24 protein-coding genes are annotated in these 25,120 nt (G+C 60.5%); 11 read left to right on the top strand and 13 right to left on the bottom strand.

Translation table 11 applies throughout. The annotated features are described in order from the left end of the window. Positions 1-194: 194 nt before the first annotated feature. Genes ECTPHS_RS14270 through ECTPHS_RS14040 form a run of 6 tightly spaced genes read right to left on the bottom strand, consistent with a single transcriptional unit; the run spans position 195 to position 7,103 of the window. A complete protein-coding gene (locus ECTPHS_RS14270) occupies positions 195-749 on the bottom strand; it encodes a CDP-glycerol glycerophosphotransferase family protein (protein ID WP_246828353.1) in 555 nt (184 codons plus the stop codon). Beyond that, the gene (locus tag ECTPHS_RS14265; protein WP_083838828.1) at positions 695-3,010 is read right to left on the bottom strand and encodes a tetratricopeptide repeat protein; all 2,316 of its coding nucleotides are present in this window, start codon (positions 3,008-3,010) and stop codon (positions 695-697) included. The genes ECTPHS_RS14270 and ECTPHS_RS14265 overlap by 55 nt, the downstream gene beginning before the upstream one ends. Beyond that, complete coding sequence (locus tag ECTPHS_RS14045; RefSeq protein ID WP_008932625.1) at positions 3,007-4,323, bottom strand: LicD family protein; 1,317 nt, start codon at positions 4,321-4,323, stop codon at positions 3,007-3,009. Before ECTPHS_RS14045 ends, ECTPHS_RS14265 begins: the two co-directional genes overlap by 4 nt. 30 nt (positions 4,324-4,353) lie before the next feature. Further along, the gene (locus ECTPHS_RS10010) at positions 4,354-5,628 is read right to left on the bottom strand and encodes a LicD family protein (RefSeq protein ID WP_008932624.1); all 1,275 of its coding nucleotides are present in this window, start codon (positions 5,626-5,628) and stop codon (positions 4,354-4,356) included. A gap of 3 nt (positions 5,629-5,631) precedes the next feature. After that, positions 5,632-6,093 (bottom strand): glycerol-3-phosphate cytidylyltransferase, encoded by a 462-nt coding sequence (gene tagD / locus ECTPHS_RS10005; protein ID WP_008932623.1) that lies wholly within the window; start codon positions 6,091-6,093, stop codon positions 5,632-5,634. 23 nt (positions 6,094-6,116) lie between these two features. Continuing rightward, the gene (locus ECTPHS_RS14040; RefSeq protein WP_168044660.1) at positions 6,117-7,103 is read right to left on the bottom strand and encodes a Stealth CR1 domain-containing protein; all 987 of its coding nucleotides are present in this window, start codon (positions 7,101-7,103) and stop codon (positions 6,117-6,119) included. 178 nt (positions 7,104-7,281) lie between these two features. Here ECTPHS_RS14040 and ECTPHS_RS09995 point away from each other — a divergent pair, with 178 nt between their 5' ends. Further along, entirely contained in the window at positions 7,282-9,048 is a 1,767-nt protein-coding gene (locus ECTPHS_RS09995) for an SLC13 family permease (RefSeq protein WP_008932621.1), read from the top strand. Positions 9,049-9,057: 9 nt separating this feature from the next. Here ECTPHS_RS09995 and ECTPHS_RS09990 read toward each other — a convergent pair whose 3' ends face one another. Together ECTPHS_RS09990 and ECTPHS_RS09985 are read right to left on the bottom strand one after the other, a co-directional pair. After that, positions 9,058-9,327, bottom strand: a complete 270-nt coding sequence (locus ECTPHS_RS09990) for a type II toxin-antitoxin system RelE/ParE family toxin (protein WP_008932620.1) — start codon at positions 9,325-9,327, stop codon at positions 9,058-9,060. After that, on the bottom strand, positions 9,324-9,554 hold the full coding sequence (locus ECTPHS_RS09985) for a ParD-like family protein (protein ID WP_008932619.1): 231 nt from the start codon (positions 9,552-9,554) through the stop codon (positions 9,324-9,326). Before ECTPHS_RS09985 ends, ECTPHS_RS09990 begins: the two co-directional genes overlap by 4 nt. A 195-nt stretch (positions 9,555-9,749) precedes the next feature. Between ECTPHS_RS09985 and rfbA the strand changes: the two genes are divergently transcribed. Then, positions 9,750-10,634, top strand: coding sequence for a glucose-1-phosphate thymidylyltransferase RfbA (gene rfbA, locus ECTPHS_RS09980; RefSeq protein WP_008932618.1), 885 nt, complete (start codon positions 9,750-9,752; stop codon positions 10,632-10,634). Positions 10,635-10,636: 2 nt separating this feature from the next. Continuing rightward, on the top strand, positions 10,637-11,185 hold the full coding sequence (gene rfbC, locus ECTPHS_RS09975) for a dTDP-4-dehydrorhamnose 3,5-epimerase (RefSeq protein ID WP_008932617.1): 549 nt from the start codon (positions 10,637-10,639) through the stop codon (positions 11,183-11,185). 58 nt (positions 11,186-11,243) lie between these two features. Here rfbC and ECTPHS_RS09970 read toward each other — a convergent pair whose 3' ends face one another. Next, positions 11,244-12,533, bottom strand: coding sequence for a capsule biosynthesis protein (locus ECTPHS_RS09970; protein ID WP_246828352.1), 1,290 nt, complete (start codon positions 12,531-12,533; stop codon positions 11,244-11,246). 321 nt (positions 12,534-12,854) lie between these two features. Between ECTPHS_RS09970 and ECTPHS_RS09965 the strand changes: the two genes are divergently transcribed. Genes ECTPHS_RS09965 through rfbD form a run of 3 tightly spaced genes read left to right on the top strand, consistent with a single transcriptional unit; the run spans position 12,855 to position 15,548 of the window. Continuing rightward, positions 12,855-13,547 (top strand): hypothetical protein, encoded by a 693-nt coding sequence (locus tag ECTPHS_RS09965; protein ID WP_008932615.1) that lies wholly within the window; start codon positions 12,855-12,857, stop codon positions 13,545-13,547. Positions 13,548-13,569: 22 nt separating this feature from the next. Continuing rightward, the gene (gene rfbB, locus ECTPHS_RS09960; protein ID WP_008932614.1) at positions 13,570-14,643 is read left to right on the top strand and encodes a dTDP-glucose 4,6-dehydratase; all 1,074 of its coding nucleotides are present in this window, start codon (positions 13,570-13,572) and stop codon (positions 14,641-14,643) included. Next, positions 14,640-15,548 (top strand): dTDP-4-dehydrorhamnose reductase, encoded by a 909-nt coding sequence (gene rfbD / locus ECTPHS_RS09955; protein ID WP_008932613.1) that lies wholly within the window; start codon positions 14,640-14,642, stop codon positions 15,546-15,548. The genes rfbB and rfbD overlap by 4 nt, the downstream gene beginning before the upstream one ends. Positions 15,549-15,599: 51 nt before the next feature. Here rfbD and ECTPHS_RS09950 read toward each other — a convergent pair whose 3' ends face one another. The 3 genes from ECTPHS_RS09950 to ECTPHS_RS09940 form a co-directional block, all read right to left on the bottom strand. Next, positions 15,600-15,986, bottom strand: coding sequence for a type II toxin-antitoxin system VapC family toxin (locus ECTPHS_RS09950; protein ID WP_008932612.1), 387 nt, complete (start codon positions 15,984-15,986; stop codon positions 15,600-15,602). After that, positions 15,983-16,234, bottom strand: a complete 252-nt coding sequence (locus ECTPHS_RS09945) for a type II toxin-antitoxin system Phd/YefM family antitoxin (RefSeq protein ID WP_008932611.1) — start codon at positions 16,232-16,234, stop codon at positions 15,983-15,985. Before ECTPHS_RS09945 ends, ECTPHS_RS09950 begins: the two co-directional genes overlap by 4 nt. 85 nt (positions 16,235-16,319) lie before the next feature. Further along, the gene (locus ECTPHS_RS09940; protein WP_040405751.1) at positions 16,320-18,446 is read right to left on the bottom strand and encodes a SulP family inorganic anion transporter; all 2,127 of its coding nucleotides are present in this window, start codon (positions 18,444-18,446) and stop codon (positions 16,320-16,322) included. 274 nt (positions 18,447-18,720) lie between these two features. Between ECTPHS_RS09940 and ECTPHS_RS09935 the strand changes: the two genes are divergently transcribed. The 5 genes from ECTPHS_RS09935 to ECTPHS_RS09915 all read left to right on the top strand — a co-directional run bounded on the left by ECTPHS_RS09935 (position 18,721) and on the right by ECTPHS_RS09915 (position 24,439). Beyond that, complete coding sequence (locus tag ECTPHS_RS09935) at positions 18,721-20,142, top strand: form I ribulose bisphosphate carboxylase large subunit (RefSeq protein WP_008932609.1); 1,422 nt, start codon at positions 18,721-18,723, stop codon at positions 20,140-20,142. A gap of 65 nt (positions 20,143-20,207) precedes the next feature. Further along, on the top strand, positions 20,208-20,540 hold the full coding sequence (locus ECTPHS_RS09930) for a ribulose bisphosphate carboxylase small subunit (protein WP_008932608.1): 333 nt from the start codon (positions 20,208-20,210) through the stop codon (positions 20,538-20,540). Between the two features lie 65 nt (positions 20,541-20,605). Continuing rightward, on the top strand, positions 20,606-21,409 hold the full coding sequence (locus ECTPHS_RS09925; protein ID WP_008932607.1) for a CbbQ/NirQ/NorQ/GpvN family protein: 804 nt from the start codon (positions 20,606-20,608) through the stop codon (positions 21,407-21,409). Between the two features lie 29 nt (positions 21,410-21,438). Next, positions 21,439-23,757, top strand: coding sequence for a nitric oxide reductase activation protein NorD (locus ECTPHS_RS09920; RefSeq protein ID WP_008932606.1), 2,319 nt, complete (start codon positions 21,439-21,441; stop codon positions 23,755-23,757). Between the two features lie 16 nt (positions 23,758-23,773). Beyond that, positions 23,774-24,439, top strand: a complete 666-nt coding sequence (locus tag ECTPHS_RS09915) for a trimeric intracellular cation channel family protein (RefSeq protein ID WP_008932605.1) — start codon at positions 23,774-23,776, stop codon at positions 24,437-24,439. A gap of 49 nt (positions 24,440-24,488) precedes the next feature. Here ECTPHS_RS09915 and lolA read toward each other — a convergent pair whose 3' ends face one another. Beyond that, the gene (lolA, locus tag ECTPHS_RS09910; protein ID WP_246828351.1) at positions 24,489-25,118 is read right to left on the bottom strand and encodes an outer membrane lipoprotein chaperone LolA; all 630 of its coding nucleotides are present in this window, start codon (positions 25,116-25,118) and stop codon (positions 24,489-24,491) included. Positions 25,119-25,120 lie beyond the last annotated feature (2 nt).

The following is a 25,120-nucleotide window of genomic DNA, read 5'->3' as shown; positions in this document are numbered from 1 at the left end:
AGAAAACGCTCAGCTGACGATCACGGGTGGGTCAATTTTATTGACCGCTGGTGGGTCGCTTCTGATGGCCATTGACACTCCTTAATAAAATTAAAAATCTTGCTGAAATAAACCCATACAGGAGAAAGCGTAACAGAATACACTGAAATAGTTAAAGTAGGAAATTTCAGTTCATCAAAACGCAATTCTATAAATCAGCGCACACTATCTTCCACAACATCAAGGAACCTTCGCAAAGCACCCTCTGAAAAACTTCCAAAGCATAGCTGACCTATTCTTTCCCGCTCCCTAAATCCTGTATCGTCAAGCTCCACCGAATCAATGTGTTTTAAAATATCACACTCAGTTCCCAGGACGTAGGCAGCTTGGGTGGATGGAAACTGGCTAATCAATTCTTCCGGAGACAAGCCTTTGGCATTCATCAGGAATATTGGCTTTAGCGTGTACAAGTATTCATTCAGCACACTGGATATATCGGTAATCATCGCATCCGACTGATTCATGTAGGGATGAATACTTTCATTTGGATCAATATATTCAAGCGGATTGTCTTCTCGACATAGGGCAATCATTTTTTCAAGATAGGCACCACAGTCTCCCTGCTTGTTGTAACCGGTATAGGGATGAGGCTTAAAAAGTATACGAATACTTGATTGCTCCGATAACTTTCTGAGCACTTGCAGCCCAAAGGCATTCACGGATGAGTAATTGGCTTCCTCAACAAACCCTTCCCAGGTTGGAGCATACAGCAGAGTTTTAATTTTTTCGTTGGCTGATCCAATTTTTCAAGCATGAGTTCCGCCTGTGGACGACCCACATGCACCACCTGCCCTTCTCGCAATGGAAGATTAGCGTCCTTCAAACGACGTTCGGCCATCTCGCCGCCAACCAGTAATTTATCGTAGGCCATCAGGAACTTGCTTTGATTGACCACCTTGTCACTTTCACCATGATTGATGAAATAATGATTCATCCGGTAAAAACGCAGAGTATGAATATTTTTCTGCGTATTGGCAGGATACAAGATCGTCCTGACGTTGGCTTGTTCCAGATTCTCCACGTCCCGCATGGTACGCATGAAATAAATCGGCAATACTGTTGGTATCAGTTCTTCAGCAATATGCTTTTCCCGAATCACGATGGCCGATTTGACACTGAGCCGTTCCAGCACAGGAATCCACATATTCGCTTGATAGCCCACTTTTTCCAGGCCGCTGACATACAGCACGACTTTGGGTGCATCCCTGCGAATCCTTTCCAGGTCTGGAATCACAAAACGCCCGGTAAGGACTTGCTGGTACTCTGCCTGATGTTCCCCCAGGTCCAGCAGGGTTCTCATGGCCGCACCTTCCAGGTCTACATCGCCGAATATTTTCGCGGTGAGTAATTTCTCATAGGCATAACAGACCAGTTGGTCTTCATTAATGACCTGAGCATTGCGCGACTGCATTACCCAATCAAACCCCTGTCGAATGTCTCCATCGCCATGGAAGTCACGCAAATATGCTTGAGGATCGGAAGGAACGTAAACGATTTCTTGATTCCATTGCTGTGCAATGACTTCAAATGACCTATTGGTCCATTGCGCACCGGCATATTGGTGGGTCACAGCCTCGGAAGCCAAGGTGTGAACGAACAAGCGAACGGGTATGCCACTGCGGTGACGACAGGCAATCAGTCCTTCTGCAGAGGATTGAGGTATCAACTGGACACGTGGATCCGAATTTATTTTTGCCTGAATCTCTTCCAGCACAGGGTCATTGCCCCAAACTCCCAAGGTGATTGCCTGAGGTGCTTTTTCAGCACTAAATCCATGCATGCTCCATATTAATGTATCCTGAATCAAAAAAACCTTGAGACCGGATTCCGAGAAAAACTGGTTTACCTCAATCATGGCTCTGACAGCGCGATGCCCAGTCTTGATTGTGCTTTCGTAAGGCAAATCAGCAAATCCGTTCAGCCATAGTGGTAGATGTTCATCCTGGCTATAAACCACAGTAACAGGGCGCACTGAGGCCGGACCGCCTTTACGTCTCTCATGATAAAGAATGCTGTCATGCATGACTTTGCGCGCCAACAAACCAGCGCCACCTTGGAGACAGGCGCGAGCCGTTGCCCAGGCAATATCACGGTGATGGCGGGAATCCGGGGATTTTTCACACCATTGCTCAAGCATGTTCAAATATCGATGAAGGGTGCTTGGCGAATCGACTATTGCAGAAAGGTAGGACCATGTCCTGGCACGGCGAGAGGTAGTCAATCCCTTTCCCCCCATGTCAAAGGCAATGTCGATTTCACCGGCCAAAGCAGCGGCCTCAATCAATGCATAATGGTATTCAGGCTTTTGAGGACTATCCAGGAGTTGAGCACGAAGCAATTCCATGGCCTTTCCCGGATCACCGGTCATGGAATGATGAATCGCTTGGTAATAGATATAGTCGGAATACGAATCCCTGATATCAAGCAATGCTTCCTCCAAGGTTTCACCTGACATCAAAGCTGCTTCAGCCTTGAGCAATTTAACTTGCCTGGCTATTGCAGTCCCTTTTCCGCCAGCCATGTTATTCCAGTCATGCGATAGGCGATCAAATTGATCATAGCTTCCATGCAATAAAAATAGCTGCATAAGCTTGATCAATTCATCCTTACTTTTTCCGTCTTTTTTATTAATTATTTTTTTATTTTTTGTATTTTCAGCAGTTCCAATACGTTTCTCAACCAACTCAATTTGTTTCATCCATTCAGATCTGGATGGATCCAATTTCATTGCTTTTTTCATGCACGCGCGCGCATGATCATAATCATTTAACTTATAGAAACACATTCCCAACTTGAAATGACTAGGGGCATGATCCGGGCGCTGCAGTATAGCCTGCTCAAAGCAATCCTTGGCCGTCTGCCAGTCTTTATCACGATACGGGGCAAGCCCTTCGGTATAGGCGGGTGGATTTTTGCTGATGAATTTCAACAGGGGCTGGCTGAGTTGCCGAGCCAGATTCGGCTTCATCATGATGGGTTATCCTTGCTGGTAATCTGATTTTTTAGTCTTGTAAAGATTTGCCGGTGACGACCGGACCGCTCCATTTGTCCACTACGATGGGCCGCCATGCACTGAGCAGCATGATAAAGCGCCATCCCAGCAGGCTCGGTCACTTCCAGATTCGGTGTATCCAGAAAAGTTTCAAATGCTGTCACGGGCGTTCGCCAGTCCCCGTAATTTTCCGTCAGGTAGGTATCGGCGTCATTGGGAATCAGATATTCCTCTCCCAGAAATGTCCGTGTAACCAGAGTGAATGGGGTATTCCACCAGCGGCACTTGATGCCGCCATGGTAGAGCCGACCATCCTCTTCATAATGACGGAACACATCGATTTTCACGCCATTGGGGTGAATCAGGTAAAGGGTATTGTCACTGCGGGTTTCTTGCGGCTTGAACCGGGGCGACGCGGCTACGGCGGCCTGCAGTGCCTGCATGCTGATGTCAGGCATGACCCCCACATCGATGTCGGAATCATGGCCCAGGATGCCGCCTTCGCGCACACAGCCCAGTAAGGTGCCACTCACCAGAAAGAAGTCGATGCCCTGCTTTCCCAGATCTTCCTTGAGCTGAGCCAGGGCCAGGGCGGCACGGGCTTGCCAGTGTGCCGTCTTGTCCGGGCTGCGAACCGGAGCGGGCCGGGCCTTGCCGGGGGGGGATTGCAGGACCTGCCCCATGAGGTGGTCGGCCTCGGCCAGGGCGCGGTCTCGTTCTCCCAGGTCACGTAGCAGCAGCAGGTAATGGTTGTGGGCGCGTAGCCAGTCCTTGTCGGCGGCGGTGATAGGTAGCAGTGCCCGCTCAAAGGGCGCCCGCCGGCCCATGCCCAGGCAGGCCAGCCGCAACGCACGGTAAAACCGGGCGCTTTGGTCCCTGAACGGCAATGGCTGAAGCAGGCTCAGCGCCTCGTCAAACCGCCCCTGTTTGCGCAGGGCTTCCTGATGCAAATAGAAGGCCGCCTGGAATTCCGGCTGTGAAGGCTTGAGCTGTTGCAACACCCGAAAGGCGTCATACTCGCCATGACGGGTATCCTGCTGGAACAGGTCCATCTGGGCCAGATGGAGCCACTTTTGGGGCCAGTCGTCCGGCAATGCCTCCAGCACGGAACGGGCCAGGCCGGTATCCCCCTGCTGCCAGGCGTCGCTTGCCTGCCGTAATCGTTGACGGTCCAGTTGCAGGGAGGGATGCCGCTTGAGTCGCGCATCCATAATGAACTGGCGTGGTGTAACGAGGAGTTTCTTGATCTTTCGGTAAACGGGGGATTCCGTCACCAGTTGGGGAAACGGCATGCTGATCCTTGCCTGTGCTGCCTGAGGGAATTAGGAAAGTGGCTCTCTGAGCGATGCCAGCAGCTTACCATAGCGCTCAATGTCTGCCGGGCACCGTCCGATCAGTGCCCTGTGGTATTTCTGGTAGGCATGCAGTGCCAGTTCCTGTTCGCACAGGATTTCCGCGTTGGGGGTGTCCAGGGTCGAGTCGAAACCGCGCTGGGGCCGACGCCACTGGCCGTAGTTTTCCGTCAGGTAAGTCTCATGGTCCGCTGGAATCCAATAGCGCCGGCCCAGGAAGGTCTGATCCCTCAAGGTAAAGGGGGTATTGTGCCACCTGACCTTGACACCTCCATGCCAGACACTCTCTGACTCACGGTAGTGAATGAACAAATCGATGGCGATACCCGTAAGATGCTTGATTCTCAGGCAACCGGAATGGCGCCGGGGCAGGATATGGAATCGCCCTGCCCGCGTGATGGCAGTGATGAGCCGATCGAGCGGCACATCGTCCCAGACGCCGATGTCGATGTCGTGGTCATGCCCGATGAAATTGCCCTCACGCATGCAACCCAGCAAGGTGCCGCTGATCAGGAACATGGGAATGTCCGCCTTTGCAAGCACCGACTGAATGTCTTCCAGCGCCTGTCCGGCCAGGGCCACGGAAAACCGGTGGCGCCGTGAGTGGTATATCGGCTTTAACCGGCCGGAACCGGATCGCGTACAGGCCAGGATCTGCCGCCAGTATGCCTTGGCGGTGGTGTAGTCTCCCCCACGCTGGGCACCCTTGGCCACATGCTCATCCAGGCAGGGATGGCAGGACCGAATGGCCCTTTGTCGGATGGCGTGATCATAATGGGCGCGCATGCGATGCCAGTCATCCGTTGAGTTGACAAGCTCGGCCATGTAGAGCCAGGTCTTGAGGCGTCGGCTGCGGGTGGACAAGTCGATCAGATGCTGCCAGGCGGTACCCATCCGGCCGGCCAGGCGGGCGTTGTCGGCAGCCAGGTAGCGGGTATCCGCATGCCAGGGTGCGGCAAACAGGAGGCGGTCCAGCAACTCTTCTGCTTTCTCCCATTCCCCCAGGTAGTAATGGCTTTTTGCCCAGTAATGGAGGGCCTGTCTGCCACTCAGACTGGGAGCGCGGCCCTTGTCATGCCTCAACACTTCCTGACAAAGGTTCTGCAGCGTTGCATGCTGTCCCTGGAGCAGGAGTCGTTCCAGATAACCGGGAGATACCGACAGCCAACGCTGCAGGGTGATCCAGGCCCTGGGCAGATATCCCAGGGTCTTGGCATGTTTGGCGAGGGCGGCTGGCTCGACCACGGGTCACTCCAGATCGCGACGCAGCATTTCCAGGGCTTCAAAGGCCTTCATCAGGTCCTTATGGGGGATGGACAAAAAGCGAGTGAGGGATCTCTTGAGTTCAGTCGTGGAAATGTTGCTGGTTCTTTCCAGATACACGACTTCACACAGGTCTTTGAGAAAGTCGAACTTGCCTTCCCAGTCCTTGCCGATGGCGAAGATGTCGATATTATACTTCTTGACATCGGTGAGCTTCTGCTCCCAGGTTTCCTCCGGGATGACTTTATCGACGTACTTGACCGATTCGACGATGGCAGCTCTTTGCTCATAGGGGATCAGTGTTTTCTTGCCCTTGCCTTCATTGAATTCATCGGTGGAAACCGCCACGATGACTTGGTCACCCATCTCACTCAACCGCTTGAGCAGATTGAGGTGTCCGATATGGAACATATCGAAGGTGCCGTAGGTGATGACTGTCTTTGCCATGAGCTTGCCTTGTTGATTCCCTGTTACCTGCCGAGAAGGTGCATGAACTTTTGCAGCGGGGTTGGTGAGATGGCCTTTTCCACTTTTTTGCTTGCTTCCGGGACCTTGCTGAGCACTGCCTCGAAGTAATTGATGCAGCACACTTTTTTATCTCTTCTTTTCAGCATCGAGAGTCTTTTTCTGATGTGAGTGGGCTTGGCGTCGCGGCAGAAGGCGACGGAAAAGTGTACCCAGTCCTTGCCGTCATGCTTCACTTCCGCAAGTCCATGTTCCAAGGCAATATGATTGTGTACTGATACGGGCCAAAATTGTCCGCGGCTTCTGAATCGGTGAGCTGCATTTTTTTCAAAGGCTTCCTTGTGTTCGTGGAATGCATTCTCAAGCACGCTTTTTTTCATGGGATAGGCAACATGAACCGCTTTGAAGAAGGACTTTTCATGGTAACCGCTGTAGGCGGCGCCGTTGCGGTTGTTCTCCCCATGAAAGGACAGTTTTTCCATGGCGTGCCAGTCGTGCCACGCGCCTCTGAGCAGCACTTTCCCGTCCCTGAAAAAATCTCTCGCCCGGACTGGCCCGCAGAAGAAGAAGTCATCATTCAGGTAGAGGAAATGCTCGGACAAATCATTGATTCGCCAGATGAAGGTCTCGATGGCCAGCGAATTGAAGGTGGGCAGGAGTGACTCATATCCTGCAAAGATTTCCGAATGGTCCACGATGCTGATTCTTTCGCGGATGCGGCTTATTTCAGGCGCATCATTTTTGACGCAGGATGGAACCTGACCGTCCGTCACGATGAAAATCCGGTTCACCCATGTCATATGGGTGGCTATTGACTGCAGACAAAATTTTATTTCTCCGTTGTCCGTGAAGCGTCTTGCCTTGCTGGCAACTTGGGGAACATTTTTTTCCTGGCCCAGGTATCGGTTGCGTTTTTCCTGAATGACCGGATCCTCTCCATCCACCCAGGCGATCACGACGTCCACAGGAGTGCTTAAGGCGTTGTTGTTCAATTCCACCGTCCGCGGGGTTGGGAGCTTCATTGCCAACCCGGATTATGACATTCGGGTGAATGCTAGCATAGACGGCGCAAAGGGTAAGCCCTGCCCGTCTCCGGCACGCCCTCCCCTCTTGCTGTATATTCCAGTGCCAGGACACTTCTCCCGCCATACTGATTAAAAGACTCATCCCATGCCACTGGAAGCCTGGTTCACCGCCGCCATTGTGGTCGGCATGCTGTCGGTGCTCACCCTCACCCGGGCGGCGCCGGATCTCGTCTTTTTCGGGGCGGTGGTGCTGTTGCTGCTGACCGGCATCATCTCTCCCGGCGAGGCCTTCGCGGGGCTGTCCAACCAGGGGGTGATCACGGTGGCCGCCCTGTATATCGTGGTCGCCGGCCTGCGGGAGACCGGGGGGATCCAGTGGATCGTCAACCGTCTTTTAGGGCGCCCTACCAACCTGATGCGAGCGCAGGTGCGCCTGACCGGGCCGGTCGCCATCATGAGCGCCTTTTTGAACAACACCCCGGTGGTGGGCATGCTGATCCCGGCGGTAAGCGAGTGGGCACGCAAGTTTCACTTGCCGGTGTCCCGTCTGATGATGCCGCTGTCCTTTGCCGCCATCCTGGGGGGCACCGTGACGGTGATCGGCACCAGCACCAACCTGGTGGTGAACGGCCTGTTGCTGGAGCAGACCGGCGACGGGCTGGGGCTGTTCGACATCGCCTGGGTGGGGGTGCCGGTGGCCCTGGTGGGGCTGGCCTTCATGATCCTGTGCAATCGCTGGCTGTTCGTGGACCGCAAGCCGGCCATCAGCGAGATCGATGATCCCAGGGAATACACTCTGGAGATGATCGTCGAGGCCGGCGGCCCTCTGGTGGGTCAGACCATCGAGGCCGCCGGTCTCAGGCATCTGCCCGGCGGCTTTCTGATGGAGCTGGATCGGGACGGCACCCTGATTCCGGCGGTGTCGCCCCAGGAGGTGTTGCGGGCCGGGGACCGGCTGATCTTCGTGGGGGTGGTGGAGTCCATGGTGGATCTGCAGCGGATTCGTGGGCTGACGCCGGCCACCGATCAGGTGTTCAAGCTGGATGGCCGTCGTTCGGATCGGGCCTTGCTGGAGGTAGTGGTATCCAATACCTGCCCGGTGGTGGGGATGACCATCCGCGACGGGAAGTTTCGCAACCGTTACAACGCGGTGGTGATCGCAGCGGCCCGCAACGGCCAGCGGCTCAGGGGCAAGCTGGGGGATGTGGTGCTGCGGCCGGGGGATACTCTACTGGTGGAGGCGGGGCCGAGCTTTCTGGCCCAGAACCGCAATCGGCGGGATTTTTTCCTGATGAGCCAAGTGCAGGATTCGGTGGCACCGCGCCATGACCGGGCGCTGGTGGCGGTGGGGATCCTGGCGGCCATGGTGGGCAGTGCCACCCTGGGGCTTTTGAGCATGCTGGAAGCGGCGCTGGCGGCGGCGGGGCTGATGGTTCTGACCGGCTGCGTAAGCATGTTCTCCGCCCGCAGCAGCCTGGACTGGTCGGTGCTGTTGACCATCGCGGCGGCCTTCGGGGTGGCGGCGGCGATGGAGAACACCGGTCTGGCCCAATCGATCGCCCTGACCCTGACGGGGCTGGCGGGAACGGACCCTTGGGTGAATCTGCTGATGGTGTATCTGGTGACGGCTCTGTTCACGTCGCTGATCACCAACAATGCCGCGGCGGTCCTGATGTTTCCCATTGCGTTTGCGGTGGCGGCGGATCTGGGGGTGAGCGTACTGCCGTTTGCGGTGATCATCATGTTCGCAGCCTCGGCCAGTTTTGCCACCCCGTTCGGCTATCAGACCAATCTGATGGTGTACGGTCCCGGCGGGTATCGATTCAGCGACTATCTGCGGGCGGGGATTCCGCTGACGGTGGTGACCGGGGCGCTGGCACTGTTGCTGGTGCCGATGGTGTGGGAGTGGTAGAGGAGGTGATCAGCGTTTGAGGTTGCGATAGAGGTTCTCGTGGGTGCCGACCAGCAAAAGCAGTCGGGTAACCGGGTCGTACTCGTAGGCGAGTAGGAATTGCTGACCGACGCACGGGAATTTGTAGACGAACACACCGGCAAGATCGCCTTTCTTGGCCTCGCCCTGCTCAGGATGGTCGACGATGGTTGCGACTGCAGCGTCGATGGCGGCCTGCTGGTTGCGCTGAAGGCGCTTATAGGCACGGCTGAAGGCATTGGTTTGGAGGACCGTGATCACTCCCGGGAAAGACCCTGCGGAATAAAAGGTGTGGCCTGCTCGCGGCCTTCTGCGCGGGCGATGAGCAAGTCGCGTACGAACTCGACCGGCAGGTCGGGATTGTCGAGAGCAACCTTACCAACCTTGGCCCAGAACTCGATCTGACCGGCGATGGTGCGGCATTCCGCCCGGGCCTGGGCCTTGGCGCTTTCGTACAGTTCGTCTTCAATGCGGACAGGCATGCCCATGATTTTCTCCCGACGGGGTTTGCTACTTTTGTAGCCTACTCTGCCCCCCTCCCGGTGTCAAAGTATTGGACGAGCCTATGCGCTGGAAAACTAAAGGGCACCAGGGAAAACTAATGCCTAATTAACAAGGTGTTTGATGAGAACGGTGTAAAATTCCGGCACATTGTCCCCCTGCCATAACCCATGCGAGGCACCATGATCCAGAAGCGCAAAGGCATCATCCTGGCCGGCGGCTCCGGCACCCGGCTTCATCCCGCGACCCTGGCGGTGTCCAAGCAGCTGCTGCCCGTCTACGACAAGCCGATGATTTACTACCCCCTCAGTATCCTGCTGCTGGCGGGGATTCGGGAGATCCTGATCATCTCCATCCCCCAGGATACCCCACGCTTCTCGCAGCTGCTGGGGGACGGCAGCCAGTGGGGTATTCAGCTTTCCTACGCGGTGCAACCCAGCCCCGACGGTCTGGCCCAGGCCTTCACCATCGGCGCCGATTTCATCGGTGATGATCTCTCCGCCCTGGTGCTGGGGGACAACATCTTCTACGGCCATGACCTGCCGCCCATGCTGAAAAGCGCCATGGAACGGACCCGGGGCGCGACGGTGTTTGCCTACCATGTGCAAGATCCGGAGCGCTACGGGGTAGTGGAATTCGACCGGGACCGGCGGGTGCTCTCCCTGGAGGAAAAGCCCTCGCGCCCCAAGTCCAGTTATGCTGTGACCGGGCTGTACTTCTACGACCAGCAGGTGGTGGAACTGGCCCGGGGCCTGCGGCCCTCGGCCCGGGGGGAACTGGAGATCACCGATCTGAACCGGCGATACCTGGAACAGGGTGAGCTGCATGTGGAGATCATGGGCCGCGGCTATGCCTGGCTGGATACCGGCACCCATGACAGTCTGCTGGATGCGGGGCAGTTCATTGCCACCATTGAACAGCGGCAGGGCCTGAAGGTGTGCTGTCCGGAGGAGATCTGTTTCCGGGCCGGCTGGATCAATGGGACACAGCTGGAAGCACTGGCCGCGCCCCTGGCCAAAACGGGCTATGGACGGTATCTGATGAACCTGCTCCAGACGGAGGTGTGATGATGGAGGCAAAGCGTCTGGCCATTCCCGAGGTGGTGCTGTTAACGCCCAGGGTGTTCGGCGATGAGCGGGGATTTTTTTACGAAAGCTTCAATGCCCGGGCCTTCGAGGCCGCCGTCGGGGTGCGGGCTGAGTTCGTGCAGGATAACCATTCACGTTCGGTGAGGGGGGTACTGCGAGGGCTTCACTATCAGCTGCCGCCCCATGCCCAGGGCAAGCTGGTGCGGGTGGTTCAGGGGGAGGTGTTTGATGTGGCGGTGGATGTTCGTCGCTCGTCCCCCACCTTCGGGCAATGGGTGGGTGCCGTGCTGTCCGCGCAGAACCGGCGGCAGCTGTGGATCCCGCCCGGGTTTGCCCATGGTTTCCTCACCTTGAGCGAGGTGGCCGAGTTTCTCTACAAGACCACGGATTTCTATGCGCCGGAGTGTGAGCGCTGCGTTGCCTGGAATGATCCGAAGATCGGGATTGCCTGGCCCTTTGAGGGGGAGCCGGTGCTGTCGGGGAAAGACCAGGAAGGCGTGCCGCTGGCGAAGGCGGAGGTCTTTGCTTGAAAGGACGCGTCCTTCTCCCCAGTGGGAGAAGGGTCGGGGATGAGGGGAGGAATGAAACTCAGACCGCCTTTCCGGATACCGGTTGGGCACATTTTCCCAGTACCGCCGTGCCGGGGCGCAGGTTGCGCTGCTGACGCCGTTCCCGCGCCCTGTCCAGGTCCGAGTTCATGGCGAGTTCCTCGGCGCCCAGTAGCGGAGGCCAGGTCACGCCGGCATGTCCCTTCAGGCCCGGCAGGGGTTGATAGAAATTGCCGTTGGCCTGATTGTGGGCCAGCAGCCAGGCGCGAAACCGCTTGAACAGCGCCTTGTCCACTTCCCCGGGGTTGTTCCAGAAACTGTGCAGGGTGCCCTGATGGGTCAGCCCCGGCATGTGATAGACCGGGTCACCCAGTACACACACCGGTGTGCCATGGAGAATGGAAGACAGGCCCACGGTGCTGTTGATGACCACCGTGCCGCGGGCACGCTCCAGCAGCATCGGCAGGTGAACGTCGTGCACATAGTGAACCCGGCCCTGGAGTTGATACTTGGCGGTCAGACGACGGATGAGCGGGCCATATTCCCGATAGCCCCGGTCCATGGGGTGATGCTTGATGACCAGGCGCTGCTTGACCGGCGCATGTTCGGCGAAGGAGCGCATCACGTCTTCGATGAAGGTCGGGATGTCGCGAAAATCGGAGTGGACCCGGATCTGGGCGTCGTTGTGGGTCTGCAACGGGACCAGGAAGAAACTCCCCGCCGAAGCGTCCTGGAGCGACCGGGCCAGCTTGCGTTCCCGTAGCTTGAACCAGTGCTTGCGCCACAGGCTCCGGGTCCAGACAAAGGCCTCGGACAGCGGGTGCAGGGGGCGATGATGCTCATAGCCGGGGAAGCGACGGTTCAGGAAATGGCTGGCGATGGCATACAGCGTGGCGTAGATGCCCGCCCGCAACACCGGCCGGGTGGCACGGGCCCAGGTGGCGGTTTCCACCTCGTGGGGGGCGAAACGACGGTAGTGATCCGGGTCCCGAGGCAAGGAGGAGTAGCTGTTCACTCCGCCCTGTTCCAGGGTGATGTGATCCGGTCGCAGATAGCCTTCCTCGAAGACGTACAGGCGGACCTTGAGAAAACGGATGACGTGGGGCACTACGGTATGATAGGGACGGCAGTCACCGAAGAGCATCACGGCATCGTACCCGCGATCCGCCAGCAAGCCGGCCAGGTAATCCGGCCAGTCCTTGAGGGTGCCGCGATAATTGATGGCACGGAACGGGTAGAACAGCTGGTCGCCGGCACAGAAGTTGATCTTGTCCACCTCGGCCCCGGCAGCCTCCAGGTCTTTCCTCAGGCGCCAGAAGAAAGGCCCCATGGGCCCCTGCAGCAAAAGCACACGCTTGCCCGAAAATTGCGACAGCACAATGACCTCTCAGCCGTTGAGAACAGGAGCCGCCGGGGTTCCGACCGGCCCTCAATCCATGGAGGGTAAAACTTGCCGACAGTATAGCATCCTGATCCGGAATGGTGCTTTGCAGTACACCACAGAATCGGGTTTTCTTTTTTGCCCCCCCCGCTGGATTCCCGCCTGCGCGGGAATGACGACCTGCACGAAGGCATTTGGTGAGCACAACTTGACCCCTTGCGGGGATCAGGTTAGAAACCTGCCTTCGTCCACGGGGTGAGAAAAACATCCATGTTGAAAGGATCCACCTGCCGGGCCGGCGTGCGCGGGACTCTATCCTTCTCCAGCCGGCACCTTGCCGTCGCCCTGCTCTGCTGCCTGCTTGTGGTGAGCGGGCCGTGGCATGGGCACGCCGCGGCCGCCGACGCGCCGGCGCGGGATCTGACCCTGTACGCGGGCCAGGGGGTGGACTCGGATCTGCTGCAGATGCCCAAGAAACTGGTGGACGGCTCCCTGGACTATGAGTCCAGCTACTTCACCGCCCTGGGTTTTCGTCAGCAGACCCCTACCCCGGGTTTCATCGATACCGCCTTTGGCTGGATCGGGGTGTCCGGGGTGACCACCGGCGCCGAGGCCATTGTGGTCAGGCATTATGGATTACAGGACAACTGGGAACTGGACGTGGCCTATGTGCTGGCCAGCCCCCAGGGGGAAGTGGGGCCTGTGCGACTGCGGGCGGCGATGAGCCTGGGGCTGTCCTATGCCTTCGGCAATCCGGCCTATGAGGATGGCCCCAAGGATGACCCGGAGCGACGTTACCGTTTCCAGAATTACAATGGCTACGAAGTGGAGTGGGGTCTGGTGAGGTATCCTCAGTTGAGCTTCATCACCCGGGTACATCATCGGTCCGGGATCTATGGTGTGATCGCCCCTCGGCGGGTAGGCTCCAATTTCGTGACCTTCGGGCTGCGGTATCACTGGTAAACATCAGGATTTGATCCGACCCATGCGCAAAACCTTTCTCGTCACCGGCGGCGCCGGTTTCATCGGCTCCGCCGTGGTCCGTGAGCTGATCACTTCCACCGATCACCGGGTGGTGGTGGTGGACAAGCTCACCTATGCGGGCAACCTGGAATCCCTGGCCCCCGTGGCCGACAGTGACCGCTATCACTTCATCCAGGCCGACATCTGCGATGCCCAGACCATGGCGGCGGCCTTTCGCGATCATGAGCCGGACATCGTCATGCATCTGGCGGCGGAAAGCCATGTGGATCGCTCCATCGACGGCCCGGCGGCCTTCATCGAGACCAACATCGTCGGCACCTATACCCTGCTGGAGGCCGCCCGCGGCTACTGGAAAGGCCTGCAGACCCACCGGCCCGACAAGGCCGACGGGTTCCGCTTCCATCACATCTCCACCGACGAGGTCTACGGCGACCTGGAAGGCCCGGACGGCCTCTTCACCGAAACCACGCCCTATGCCCCCAGTTCCCCCTACTCCGCCAGCAAGGCCGGTTCCGATCACTTGGTGCGAGCCTGGCAGCGCACCTATGGCCTGCCGACCCTGGTCACCAACTGCAGCAACAATTACGGTCCCTACCACTTCCCGGAAAAACTCATCCCGCTGATGATCCTCAATGCGCTGGCGGGCAAGCTCCTGCCGGTCTACGGCGACGGTGGTCAGATCCGCGACTGGCTGTATGTGGAGGACCATGCCCGCGCCCTGATCCTGGTGGCCTCCCAGGGGCGGCCCGGCGAGACCTACAACATCGGCGGCCACAATGAAAAGACCAACCTGGAAGTGGTGCATACCCTGTGCGACTTGCTGCAGGCAGTGCGTGCCCCGGCCTTCGGGGGGCATTATCGAGACCTGATCACCTTCGTGCAGGACCGCCCCGGCCATGACCGGCGCTATGCCATCGATGCCGGCAAGATCGAGCGGGAACTGGGCTGGACACCCCGGGAGACCTTTGAATCCGGTCTGCGCAAGACGGTGCGGTGGTATCTGGACAACGCCTCCTGGTGGCAGCATGTGCTGGACGGTAGCTATCAGGGCGAACGACTGGGGGTGAGTGCATGAACATCCTGATCCTGGGTGCCACCGGCCAGGTGGGTTTTGAACTGCTGCGGGCCCTGTCTCCGCTGGGATCGTTGATCGCTCCCACCCGTGCCCAACTGGACCTGTCCAGTCCGGATGCGGTGGCCGGGGTCTTGCGGGCCATCCGTCCGGAACTGATCGTCAACGCCGCTGCCTGGACGGCGGTGGACGCGGCCGAGACGCAGCGGGAGGCGGCCTTTCGCCTGAATGCCGAACTGCCGGAACAGCTGGCCTGCTTTGCCGCCATCGCCGGCATTCCGCTGATCCACTATTCCAGTGACTATGTCTATCCCGGCGACGGGGATGCGCCCTGGCGGGAAGACAGTCCCACCGGGCCCCTGTCCGTGTACGGGGAAAGCAAGCTGGCGGGGGATCAGGCGGTGATGGCCGGCGGGGCCGCGCATCTGATCTTCCGCACCAGCTGGGTGTACAGCGCCCGGGGCAACAATTTCATGAAGACCATGCTGCGGCTGGGCCAGGAACGGGACAGCCTGAGGGTGGTGAATGATCAGATCGGCGCGCCGACCCCGGCCCGCCTGATTGCCGAGGTCACTGCCCTGGCGGTGTATCGGCAGCGGCTGGGGCGGGGCATCGAGGGTCTGTATCATCTGGCGCCCCATGGGGAGACCAGTTGGCATGGGTTTGCCTGCGAGATCTTCCGACGGGCGGCGGAGTCGGGGATGGCCTTGACACTCACCCCGGCCCAGGTGGCGGCGATCCCCGGCAGTGATTACCCCACCCCGGCACGGCGGCCGGGCAATTCGCGGTTGTGCGTGAAGAAGCTGGAGACCGATCTGGACATCGAGCTACCCCACTGGGAGCCGCAGTTGTTGCTGACTTTGAGGGAGCAGGTAAAAGACAACCATGGCCAAGCAGTACCGCATTGACACCCTAGCATCGATTCATCAAGGTTCTTTCTGGTTTTGGACTTGTTGCATCTAAACCAGCATGACCGGGCCGGGATAGCGAGCAACGGTCTCGTCGGCCGTCAGTAGCAGCACACCTTCGCTCTCGGCCTGGGCGACAAGCAGACGATCGAATGGGTCACGGTGGATGGGTGGCAGATGGTGGACGGCCAGGGCATGCGTGCTGGTGATCGGGAGTTCCGTGTAGCCGTTGTCGATCAGGCCACGTTTCAGCCGGTGTGGATCCACCTGAAAATCCGAACGGCTCAGACCGGCCTTGATCGTCACTTCCCAGAGACTGGCAGCGCTGAACCAGAGCGCATTGTTCTCGTCCATGAGCTTCTCTTTTGCCGTTGCTGACAGCCTCTCCGGTTGAGAAGCCGCCCAGAGCAGCAGGTGCGTATCCAGCAACAGGATCATGAGGGATCTTCACCGCCGAACATCTCGGCGATTTCATCGCTGGCCATGGTGTCGAAATCGTCGGGAATCTGAAAGGCGCCCTTCAGGAAGCCAAGGCGACGGACTTTACTGGCCGGCGGGGTGTCGATCGGGGTGAGCTTGGCGATGGGCTGGCCTGCCTTGGCAATGATCACGGTTTCTCCCTGCGAGGCACGCGCCAACAGCCGGGAGAGCTGGGTTTTGGCTTCGTGGATATTGACCGTATCCATGGGAGCATCCTGTAATGACCAAACTAGACTAAGTGAGTTTAGTCATTTTAATAGGGGTTCGCCAGTGTTGGCAGCGTTTTTCGCTTCACCCCCCCTGTGAGCTGTAGCCCTTCTCTTCCCGCCCGGTTTCCGGCGGCTCACCGGCGCCCTGCTCCGCCAGACGCCCTTCCAGGGCGCGGATCGCGGCGTCGGTGGAGGGGAACATGAACCCCTCTCCCACCTGCTCATACAGGCCGGTGCGCTTCATCACCTCCACCACCTGGGGCTTGAGGCCGGCAAATACCAGACTGATGTCCCGGTTGCGCAGCCGCCAGATCAGGTTGCGCACCACTTCCTCCCCCGAGGCATCCAGCTCATTGATCCCGGAGGCGATGATGATCACATAACGGGCCTTGGGGTGGCGGGCCAGCAGGCCCAGAATGGCGTCTTCGAAATAGGGCACGTTGGCAAAGTACAGCGAACCGTCGAAACGGATGATGCAGATGCGCTCTTCCTCGCCCTTGCCGTGGATGCGGGCATCCGCCAGGGTGCCCTCCGGGGTGCGGGCCAGCTCATACACCCGGGGATGCATGGTCCGATACAGATACAGCACCAGGGCCAGACCGGCGCCGATGAGGATGCCCTTGTCCAGGCTCGGCGCCAGGGCCAGGGTGGCGACAAAGGTGACCAGGGCCGCCATGCCGTCATGCCAGTGGGCCGCCCAGGACTGGCGCAGCCCCCGCAGGTTCAGCAGGCTGGCCACGGCCATGATGATGATCCCCGCCAGCACCGCCTGGGGCAGATGGTACAGCCAGGGGGTGAAGAACAGGATCACCAGCAGCACCAGCAGGCCGGTGAAGATGGAGGACATGCCGGTGCGCGCCCCGGAGGCCAGGTTGATGGCCGAGCGGGAGAAGGAACCGCTCACCGGATAGGCCTGGCTGAAGCTGCCCACCACCTTGGCCAGCCCCTGGCCGATGAGTTCCTGGTTGGGGTCGATGCGCTGGCCGGTGCGGGTGGCCATGGCCTTGGCGATGGCGATGGCCTCGGTAAACCCCACCAGGGCAATGACGAAGGCGGTGCTCAGCAATGCCGTCACCATGTCCCAGCTGAGCTGAGGCAGGGTCAGGGGCGGCAGGCCGGCGGCCACCTGCCCCACCACGTGACCCCCGCCATTGAGATGGATGACATTGTCGCGCACGGCGGTGATGCGCCAGACGGGACCTTCCGGTTCCAGCCCCGGCGGTAGCTGATCGGCCAGATAGAACCCCGGATGCTCGCCCCCGGCCTGGCGCAGGGGCAGTCCATGGAGTTCCCTCTGCAGGTGGCTGATGGTATCGGCCCGACGCTGGCTGTCGTAGATGAGCACATCCACCTGATGGCGGTGATTCAGGGCCTCCATGGGCGGCAGTTCGTCCAGGGTCTTTTTCAGGGTGCGGATCTGGGCATCCTCGGTCCTGAGTACCGTTTTCTGGGTATCGAGCTGGATCACCAGTTCCTGCACCTGGCCGGAGCGGATGTCCTGCAGGGTGATGGACTGGGTCTTCTCAAAGCCGACGGCCCAGCTGATGACCGTGGCCATGACCACCACCACCAGCACCCCGGGCACCCGGGGAAAGCGCCGACGCAGCCCCCACATGGCCAGCATCGCCCCCAGGCCCATGGCCAGGGTGGGCAAATGGGCCTGGGGGATCTGCATCAGCATGGTCCCGATGTCCTGCAGGAACACGCCGCCGGAGATCATGGGCACGCCGAGGATCTGGTTGACCTGGGAGAGCACGATGATGATGGCGGCGGCGTTGGTGAAACCGACGATGACCGGATGGGAGATGAAGCTCACCAGGACCCCCAGTCGCAGTAGTCCCATGCCCAGCTGCAACAGTCCCACCAGCAGGGCCAGGCTGATGGCCAGGGTGATGTATTCCATGGAGTCCGGGGCCGCCAGGGGGATGAGGGCCGAGGCGGTGAGCAGGGAGACGATGGCCGCCGGGCCGGTGGCCAGCTGGCGGGAAGATCCCCACAAGGCGGCCACCATCACCGGCAGGAAGGCGGCGTAGAGTCCGTAGACGGCGGGCAAGCCCGCCAGCTGGGCATAGGCCATGGACTGGGGAATGAGCACCATGGCCACGGCCAGGCCCGCCATCAGGTCCGCCCGCAGACTGCCGAGGGTCATGGGGAACCAGGTCAGGAAGGGGAACAGGCGTTGGAGGCGGGGCGTGGGGCTTGGAGGCATGGTCCTGAGGAGGTTGGGTGCTCAGTTCATGCCAAAAAGTTTAACACTTATAACCTGGGATTTGCTCATAAATAGAAGTGACGGGTATGGACCCCACCCTGATCCTCACTCAACAAACCATAAGTTATAACTTATACATACAATCATCATAATTGATTATCTATTATACCCATAGATCATGTAGTCTCTTGTCTATCGGATTTGAGTACGCTTTACCCACGACCCGGCTTGACCCGGGACGTGGTTCAAAACATCAAGCCCAAAGGAGTCGATGATGGCAGTCAAGACCTACAGTGCCGGTGTGAAAGAGTACCGCCAGACCTACTGGACCCCGGAATACACCCCCCGGGATACCGACATCCTCGCCTGCTTCAAGGTGACCCCGCAGCCGGGCGTGGATCGCGAGGAAGCCGCTGCCGCAGTGGCCGCCGAATCCTCCACCGGTACCTGGACCACCGTGTGGACCGACCTGCTCACCGACCTGGATCACTACAAGGGTCGCGCCTACCACATCGAGGACGTGCCCGGTGACGATGAGTGCTTCTACGCCTTCATCGCCTACCCCATCGACCTGTTCGAGGAAGGCTCGATGGTGAACGTGTTCACCTCCCTGGTGGGCAACGTGTTCGGCTTCAAGGCCGTGCGCGCCCTGCGTCTGGAAGATGTGCGCTTCCCCATCGCCTACGTCATGACCTGCGGCGGCCCGCCCCACGGCATTCAGGTGGAACGGGACATCATGAACAAGTACGGCCGTCCCCTGCTGGGCTGCACCATCAAGCCCAAGCTGGGTCTGTCCGCCAAGAACTACGGCCGCGCCGTGTACGAATGCCTGCGCGGCGGCCTGGACTTCACCAAGGACGACGAGAACGTCAACTCCCAGCCCTTCATGCGCTGGCGCCAGCGCTTCGACTTCGTCATGGAGGCCATCAACAAGGCCGAGATGGAGACCGGTGAGCGCAAGGGCCACTACCTGAACGTGACCGCCCCCACCCCGGAAGAGATGTACAAGCGGGCCGAGTACGCCAAGGAAATCGGCGCCCCCATCATCATGCACGACTACATCACCGGCGGCTTCTGCGCCAACACGGGTCTGGCCAACTGGTGCCGCGAGAACGGCATGCTGCTGCACATCCACCGCGCCATGCACGCGGTCATGGACCGTCATCCCCGCCACGGCATCCACTTCCGGGTGCTGGCCAAGATCCTGCGCCTGTCCGGCGGCGACCACCTGCACACCGGCACCGTGGTGGGCAAGCTGGAAGGCGACCGCGCCGCCACCATGGGCTGGATCGATCTGCTGCGCGAGTCCTATATCAAGGAAGACCGCTCCCGCGGCATCTTCTTCGATCAGGACTGGGGCGCCATGCCCGGTGTCTTCGCGGTGGCCTCCGGCGGCATCCACGTCTGGCACATGCCGTCCCTGGTCACCATCTTCGGTGACGACTCGGTGCTGCAGTTCGGTGGCGGCACCCTGGGTCACCCCTGGGGCAACGCCGCCGGCGCTTCCGCCAACCGCGTGGCCCTGGAAGCCTGTGTGCAGGCCCGCAACGAAGGACGTGAACTGGAGAAGGAAGGCAAGGACATCCTCATCGCCGCCGCCCAGCACAGCCCCGAACTCAAGATCGCCATGGAAACCTGGAAAGAGATCAAGTTCGAGTTCGATACCGTGGACAAGCTGGACGTGCAGCACCGCTAAGCAGCCTTGCCGGGGGCGGCCGTCGGGCCGCCCCGCCCCCCAGACACTGAATAGAGGATAAGACCATGTCCGAGATCCAGAGCTTCAAGCAGTCCGAAAAGTACGAAACCTTCTCCTATCTGCCGCAGATGACCGCCGACCAGGTGCGCAAGCAGGTGGAATATATGATCAGCAAGGGCTGGAACCCGGCCATCGAGCACAGCGAACCGGAAAATGCCTTCGGCTCCTTCTGGTACATGTGGAAGCTGCCCATGTTCGGCGAGCAGTCGGTGGAAACGGTGCTGGCCGAAGTAGAGGCCTGCAAGAACGAGCATCCCGATCACCTGGTGCGCGTGATCGGCTATGACAACTTCGCCCAGTGCCAGGGAACTTCCTTCGTCGTCCATCGCGGCGAGTAAGCTTTCCCCTCACCCCACCCCCTCTCCCCTTGGGGAGAGGGGCCCTGGTTCTCCGGGAGTGACTCATGCACGACACCATCCGCGATTATCAGATCAAGGAAGAACCCTACTACCGCGCCGTCGGTGATGAAGTGGCCCTGTACGAGGCCGCCTATGCCGTGCGCATGCCCATGATGCTCAAGGGTCCCACCGGCTGCGGCAAGACCCGGTTTGTGGAATACATGGCCTGGAAGCTGGGCAAGCCCCTGATCACCGTGGCCTGCAACGAGGACATGACCGCTTCGGACCTGGTGGGCCGCTATCTGCTGGATGCCGACGGCACCCGCTGGCAGGACGGTCCCCTCACCCTGGCCGCCCGCCATGGCGCCATCTGCTACCTGGACGAAGTGGTGGAAGCCCGTCAGGACACGGTGGTGGTGATCCATCCCCTCACCGACAACCGCCGGGTGCTGCCGCTGGAAAAGAAGGGCGAACTGGTGCGCGCCCATCCCGACTTCCAGCTGGTCATCTCCTACAACCCCGGCTACCAGAGCCTGATGAAGGATCTCAAGCAGTCCACCAAGCAGCGTTTCGGTGCCCTGGACTTCGATTACCCGGAAGCGGGCCTGGAGGCGGAGATCGTCGCCCATGAAACCGGCATCGCCACCGACACGGCGAAGAAGCTGGTGAGCGTGGCGGAACGGGCCAGGAACCTGAAGGGCCACGGCCTGGATGAAGGCATTTCCACCCGCATGCTGGTCCATGCCGGTTCCCTGATCGCCCGCGACGTGGAACCCCTGGCCGCCTGCCGCATGGCCCTGGTGCGTCCCCTCACCGACGATCCGGACATGCGCGACGCCCTGGACGCGGCGGTCACCACCTTTTTCTGATGCCCTGACACGGGAGGAGGATCAGGCCCATGAGCGTCCATCTGGAAGACTACCCCGAACTGCTGGAGGACCTGGGCGGCCATGCCGTCGAGGTGCTGGAATCGGCCTGGCAGGAAGCGGTGCGCAGCTTCAGCTCCACGGGCCTGAAAAACTACTACATGGAAGGCGCCCGCGCCCTCCACGCCCTGGGCAAGGGCACCGAACCCGTGGCGGCCTTCATCCAGGAGAGCCCCGTGGTGGCCCGGGAACTGGGGGAAGACGCGGTGATGGACCTGATCGAGAGCGTCATCAAGCTCTCGTCCAAGACCAGCGGCGCGGTCATCAGCCTGGTGATCGCCACCAGCCCGGTGGCCTCCCGACGACTGGCGGACCCGACCCTGTTCAAGGGGTATCTGCGTCTGCTGGACAACCTGGTGGCCCAGGTGCCCCGCGGGGTGCGGCCCATGCTGGAACACCTGGACCCGCTGCTCACCCATCTCACCCTGGGGGGACTGCGGCGCTGGGCCCTGTGGGGGGCCAAGGTCCATGGTCGGGACTTCAAGGCCCAGACCGCCTATTTCGGGCTGGAGACGCCCGAATCCCGCTCGGTGTTCCAGAACGAACGGCGCGGCACCCTGTTCGTGGACGTGCAGCGACGGATCAACATGTATCTGCGTGCCCTCTGGGCCCGGGATTTTTTCCTGCGCCCCACCAGCGGCGACTTCGAATCCCGCGAGGGGATGCGCCCCTTCATCGACGGCTTCACCCTCTACGTACCCGATGCCTATGACGACGGGTTCGGCATCGGCGGCCTGCAGATCTATCGGGCCACGGCGGCCCACGGGGCGGCCCATCTGGTCCACAGCCGCGCCCCCATGCCGGCGGACGATCCCGGCGGTCTCACCGGCCTGCTGGTGGGACTGTTCGAGGATGCCCGGGTGGAGGCCCTGGCCCTGGCCGCCTTCCCCGGCCTGCGCCAGCTCTGGTTGCCCATGCATGTGACCGGACCCGAGGACGGCGACGGTACCACCGCCCTGCTGGGCCGCACCGCTCGCGCCCTGCTGGACCCGGACTACCCGGACCCACACCCCTTCGTGCAGCGGGCGCGGGCCCGGTTCGATGACGCCGCCGCCGACCTGACCCGCCACGGCCTGGCCTGGGACCTGGCCCATCAATTGGCGCCGGCCTTCCCCACCGACGAACCCTTCAGCACCCGTCATCACCACATCCCGGTGCTGTATCGGGATGACAACCGGTATCTGTGGACCCTGGGCGAGCAGGACGACGTGGACCTGATCCGTCTTTGGGATCGGCCCCAGGTACGGCGCAACGTCACCCTCATGGAAATGGTCAACGGACTGGACGTGCCCTTTGCCGGGGATGACGCCCAGGAGATCTGGACCCTGAGCACCGAGTTCTTCTGCGACGAGGAAGAGACCAGCCTCAACGAGCAGGAAGGCAAGCCGCCGGTGTCGGCCCCGTTCCATTACCCGGAATGGGATTACCAGATGCAGCTGGAGCGCCCCCACTGGTGCACCTTGCTGGAGCGCCGCCCCCGGACCGGGGACCCGGCCGAGATCGACGCGGTGACGCAACGGCACAAGCCGCTGATCAGCCGTCTGAAATACCTGATCGAGGCCATGCAGCCCCAGGGCGTGCAGCGCTATCGGCGCCAGCCGGACGGGGACGAACTGGATCTGAACGCGGTGGTGGAGTCCCTGGTGGATCTGCGCATGGGACGACAGCCGGACACCCGGGTGCATATCCGCACCGAGCGCAAGGTGCGGGACCTGTCGGTCCTGGTGCTGATCGACCTGTCCGAATCCACCAACGACAAGGTGCGCGGCACCGACAGCACGGTGCTGGATCTGGCCCGGGAGGCCACGGCGCTGCTGGCGGGGGCCTTGGCGAAGATCGGCGATCCCTTTGCCATTCACGGCTTTGATTCCGATGGCCGTCATGACGTGGAGTATTACCGGTTCAAGGATTTCGACGCCCCCTATGACGACACCGTGAAGGCCCGTCTGGCGGGAATGACGGGGCAGATGTCCACCCGCATGGGTACGGCGATCCGCCATGCCGGGGAGCATCTGCGGCGGCAACCCTCGCGGCGCAAGCTGCTGCTGATCGTGACAGACGGGGAACCGGCGGATACGGACGTGCGGGATCCCCAGTACCTGCGTCAGGATGCCAAGCATGCAGTGGAGGAAGTGGCCAAGCACGGGGTCTACAGTTTCTGCATGAGCCTGGACCCCCACGCGGATGACTATGTGGAGCGGATCTTCGGGGCGCGGCGCTACATGGTGGTGGACCATGTGGCCCGACTGCCGGAAACCCTGCCGATGCTCTATGCCGGACTGACCCGATAAGGATTATACTCCGGGCATGTCCCCCGAAAGCTTCGCCCTTCCCGCCTACTTCGATCTGGGCGCCGTCTTCGTCTTTGCCCTGTCCGGCGTGGTGGTGGCCATGCGCAAGGGGTATGACCTGATCGGCATGTTCTTCCTTGCCCTGGTCACCGGCGCGGGTGGTGGTCTGCTGCGGGACGGGCTGTTCCTGCAACAGGGGCTGCCGGTGCTGCTCACCGATCCGGGCTACCTGGCCGCCATCGGCGCCGCCACTCTGATCGGACTGGTGTTCGGCGAACGGCCCTGGTACACCCGTCGCGGGGTGGCCATCATCGACGCCGCCGGGATCGGCGGCTTTGCCGTGGTAGGCATCGAGCGCTCTCTGGAGGCCGGGTTGGGACTGCCCGCCGCCCTGCTGGTGGGGGTGCTCAACGGCGTCGGCGGCAGCCTGATCCGGGACGTGATCGCCGGTGATCCGCCTCTGATCCTAAAGCCCGGTCAGTTCTATGCCCTGGCGGTCCTGGTGGGCGGCACCGCCTACCTGGCCATGACCCAGTGGCTGTCGGTGCCGGTGGTGGCGGCGGCCTGGGTGACGATCCTGATCACCTTTGCCCTGCGCATGGCCTCCATCGAATTCAACTGGAGCACCCGGGCGGTGAACCGGGAAGGTCTGATACGGTACCTGAAGCGGCGCCGCCCCTAATCCTTTCCACCTCGCCGGCTTGCCTCGTTGCGCCGGGCAGCCGCGGTGCTCAGTTCCTCATCACATCCACCCCGGCCGGCGGCTCGAAGCGGAAACGGGCATCGGGGATGCGGGGGTTGAGCCGCATGTCTTCAAAGCGGATGCGGGTCTGCTGGCCGAACTGGTCATAGAGCACCATCATCCGCACGGTGCGCTCGTCCAGGCCGATGAGAATGCGCTGAAAATCGGTGTCGCCGGAATGGGGGGTCAGGGACAGCCAGCTCAGGCCCTGGTGATTGCCCTCGGAGGCCACCTCGAAGTCCTCCTCCAGCGCCCGGGGTTCGGACAACAGCATGATGGGGGTACGCCCCAGCACGGCGCCCATCTCCTGCACCGTGGCCTGGGCCAGGTCTTCGTCGTAGGTCCACAGATACTGGCCGTCGGCCACGATCTGCTGGTTGTAGGGGGTCTGATAATCCCAGCGGAACTGGCCGGGGCGCTTGAGATAGACCTTGCCCTGGGCATGCTGCAGGACCTCGTCCCGCTCGTTGATGACCATCTGTTCGAACACCGCCTCGAAACTGGTCATCTCCTGGAAGAAGTGATCCAGTCGGGCACGGGCATCGTCCGCCAGCACCGGCGACAGGCTCAGGCAGGCGGTCAGCATCAGGGCAAACAGGGTTCGCATGGGTGTTGGCATCT

Origin of the sequence: Ectothiorhodospira sp. PHS-1 (genome assembly GCF_000225005.1) — a bacterium.
Lineage (GTDB): Bacteria > Pseudomonadota > Gammaproteobacteria > Ectothiorhodospirales > Ectothiorhodospiraceae > Ectothiorhodospira.
Note: the sequence above shows the minus strand (reverse complement) of the source record. Positions and strands in the feature narration are given on the sequence as shown.

Excerpts from the sequence above, each read along its gene's own strand:
- ECTPHS_RS09965 (WP_008932615.1), top strand. The coding sequence starts at position 12,855 with ATGTTGAAAGGATCCACCTGCCGGGCCGGCGTGCGCGGGACTCTATCC.
- ECTPHS_RS09940 (WP_040405751.1), bottom strand. The coding sequence starts at position 18,446 with ATGCCTCCAAGCCCCACGCCCCGCCTCCAACGCCTGTTCCCCTTCCTG.
- ECTPHS_RS14045 (WP_008932625.1), bottom strand. The coding sequence starts at position 4,323 with ATGCCGTTTCCCCAACTGGTGACGGAATCCCCCGTTTACCGAAAGATC.
- ECTPHS_RS09970 (WP_246828352.1), bottom strand. The coding sequence starts at position 12,533 with ATGGGGCCTTTCTTCTGGCGCCTGAGGAAAGACCTGGAGGCTGCCGGG.
- ECTPHS_RS09920 (WP_008932606.1), top strand. The coding sequence starts at position 21,439 with ATGAGCGTCCATCTGGAAGACTACCCCGAACTGCTGGAGGACCTGGGC.
- ECTPHS_RS09935 (WP_008932609.1), top strand. The coding sequence starts at position 18,721 with ATGGCAGTCAAGACCTACAGTGCCGGTGTGAAAGAGTACCGCCAGACC.
- rfbB (WP_008932614.1), top strand. The coding sequence starts at position 13,570 with ATGCGCAAAACCTTTCTCGTCACCGGCGGCGCCGGTTTCATCGGCTCC.
- ECTPHS_RS09930 (WP_008932608.1), top strand. The coding sequence starts at position 20,208 with ATGTCCGAGATCCAGAGCTTCAAGCAGTCCGAAAAGTACGAAACCTTC.
- ECTPHS_RS09925 (WP_008932607.1), top strand. The coding sequence starts at position 20,606 with ATGCACGACACCATCCGCGATTATCAGATCAAGGAAGAACCCTACTAC.
- rfbA (WP_008932618.1), top strand. The coding sequence starts at position 9,750 with ATGATCCAGAAGCGCAAAGGCATCATCCTGGCCGGCGGCTCCGGCACC.
- rfbC (WP_008932617.1), top strand. The coding sequence starts at position 10,637 with ATGGAGGCAAAGCGTCTGGCCATTCCCGAGGTGGTGCTGTTAACGCCC.
- lolA (WP_246828351.1), bottom strand. The coding sequence starts at position 25,118 with ATGCCAACACCCATGCGAACCCTGTTTGCCCTGATGCTGACCGCCTGC.
- ECTPHS_RS09950 (WP_008932612.1), bottom strand. The coding sequence starts at position 15,986 with ATGATCCTGTTGCTGGATACGCACCTGCTGCTCTGGGCGGCTTCTCAA.
- ECTPHS_RS09945 (WP_008932611.1), bottom strand. The coding sequence starts at position 16,234 with ATGGATACGGTCAATATCCACGAAGCCAAAACCCAGCTCTCCCGGCTG.
- ECTPHS_RS14265 (WP_083838828.1), bottom strand. The coding sequence starts at position 3,010 with ATGATGAAGCCGAATCTGGCTCGGCAACTCAGCCAGCCCCTGTTGAAA.
- ECTPHS_RS09995 (WP_008932621.1), top strand. The coding sequence starts at position 7,282 with ATGCCACTGGAAGCCTGGTTCACCGCCGCCATTGTGGTCGGCATGCTG.
- ECTPHS_RS09915 (WP_008932605.1), top strand. The coding sequence starts at position 23,774 with ATGTCCCCCGAAAGCTTCGCCCTTCCCGCCTACTTCGATCTGGGCGCC.
- ECTPHS_RS09985 (WP_008932619.1), bottom strand. The coding sequence starts at position 9,554 with ATGGGCATGCCTGTCCGCATTGAAGACGAACTGTACGAAAGCGCCAAG.
- tagD (WP_008932623.1), bottom strand. The coding sequence starts at position 6,093 with ATGGCAAAGACAGTCATCACCTACGGCACCTTCGATATGTTCCATATC.
- rfbD (WP_008932613.1), top strand. The coding sequence starts at position 14,640 with ATGAACATCCTGATCCTGGGTGCCACCGGCCAGGTGGGTTTTGAACTG.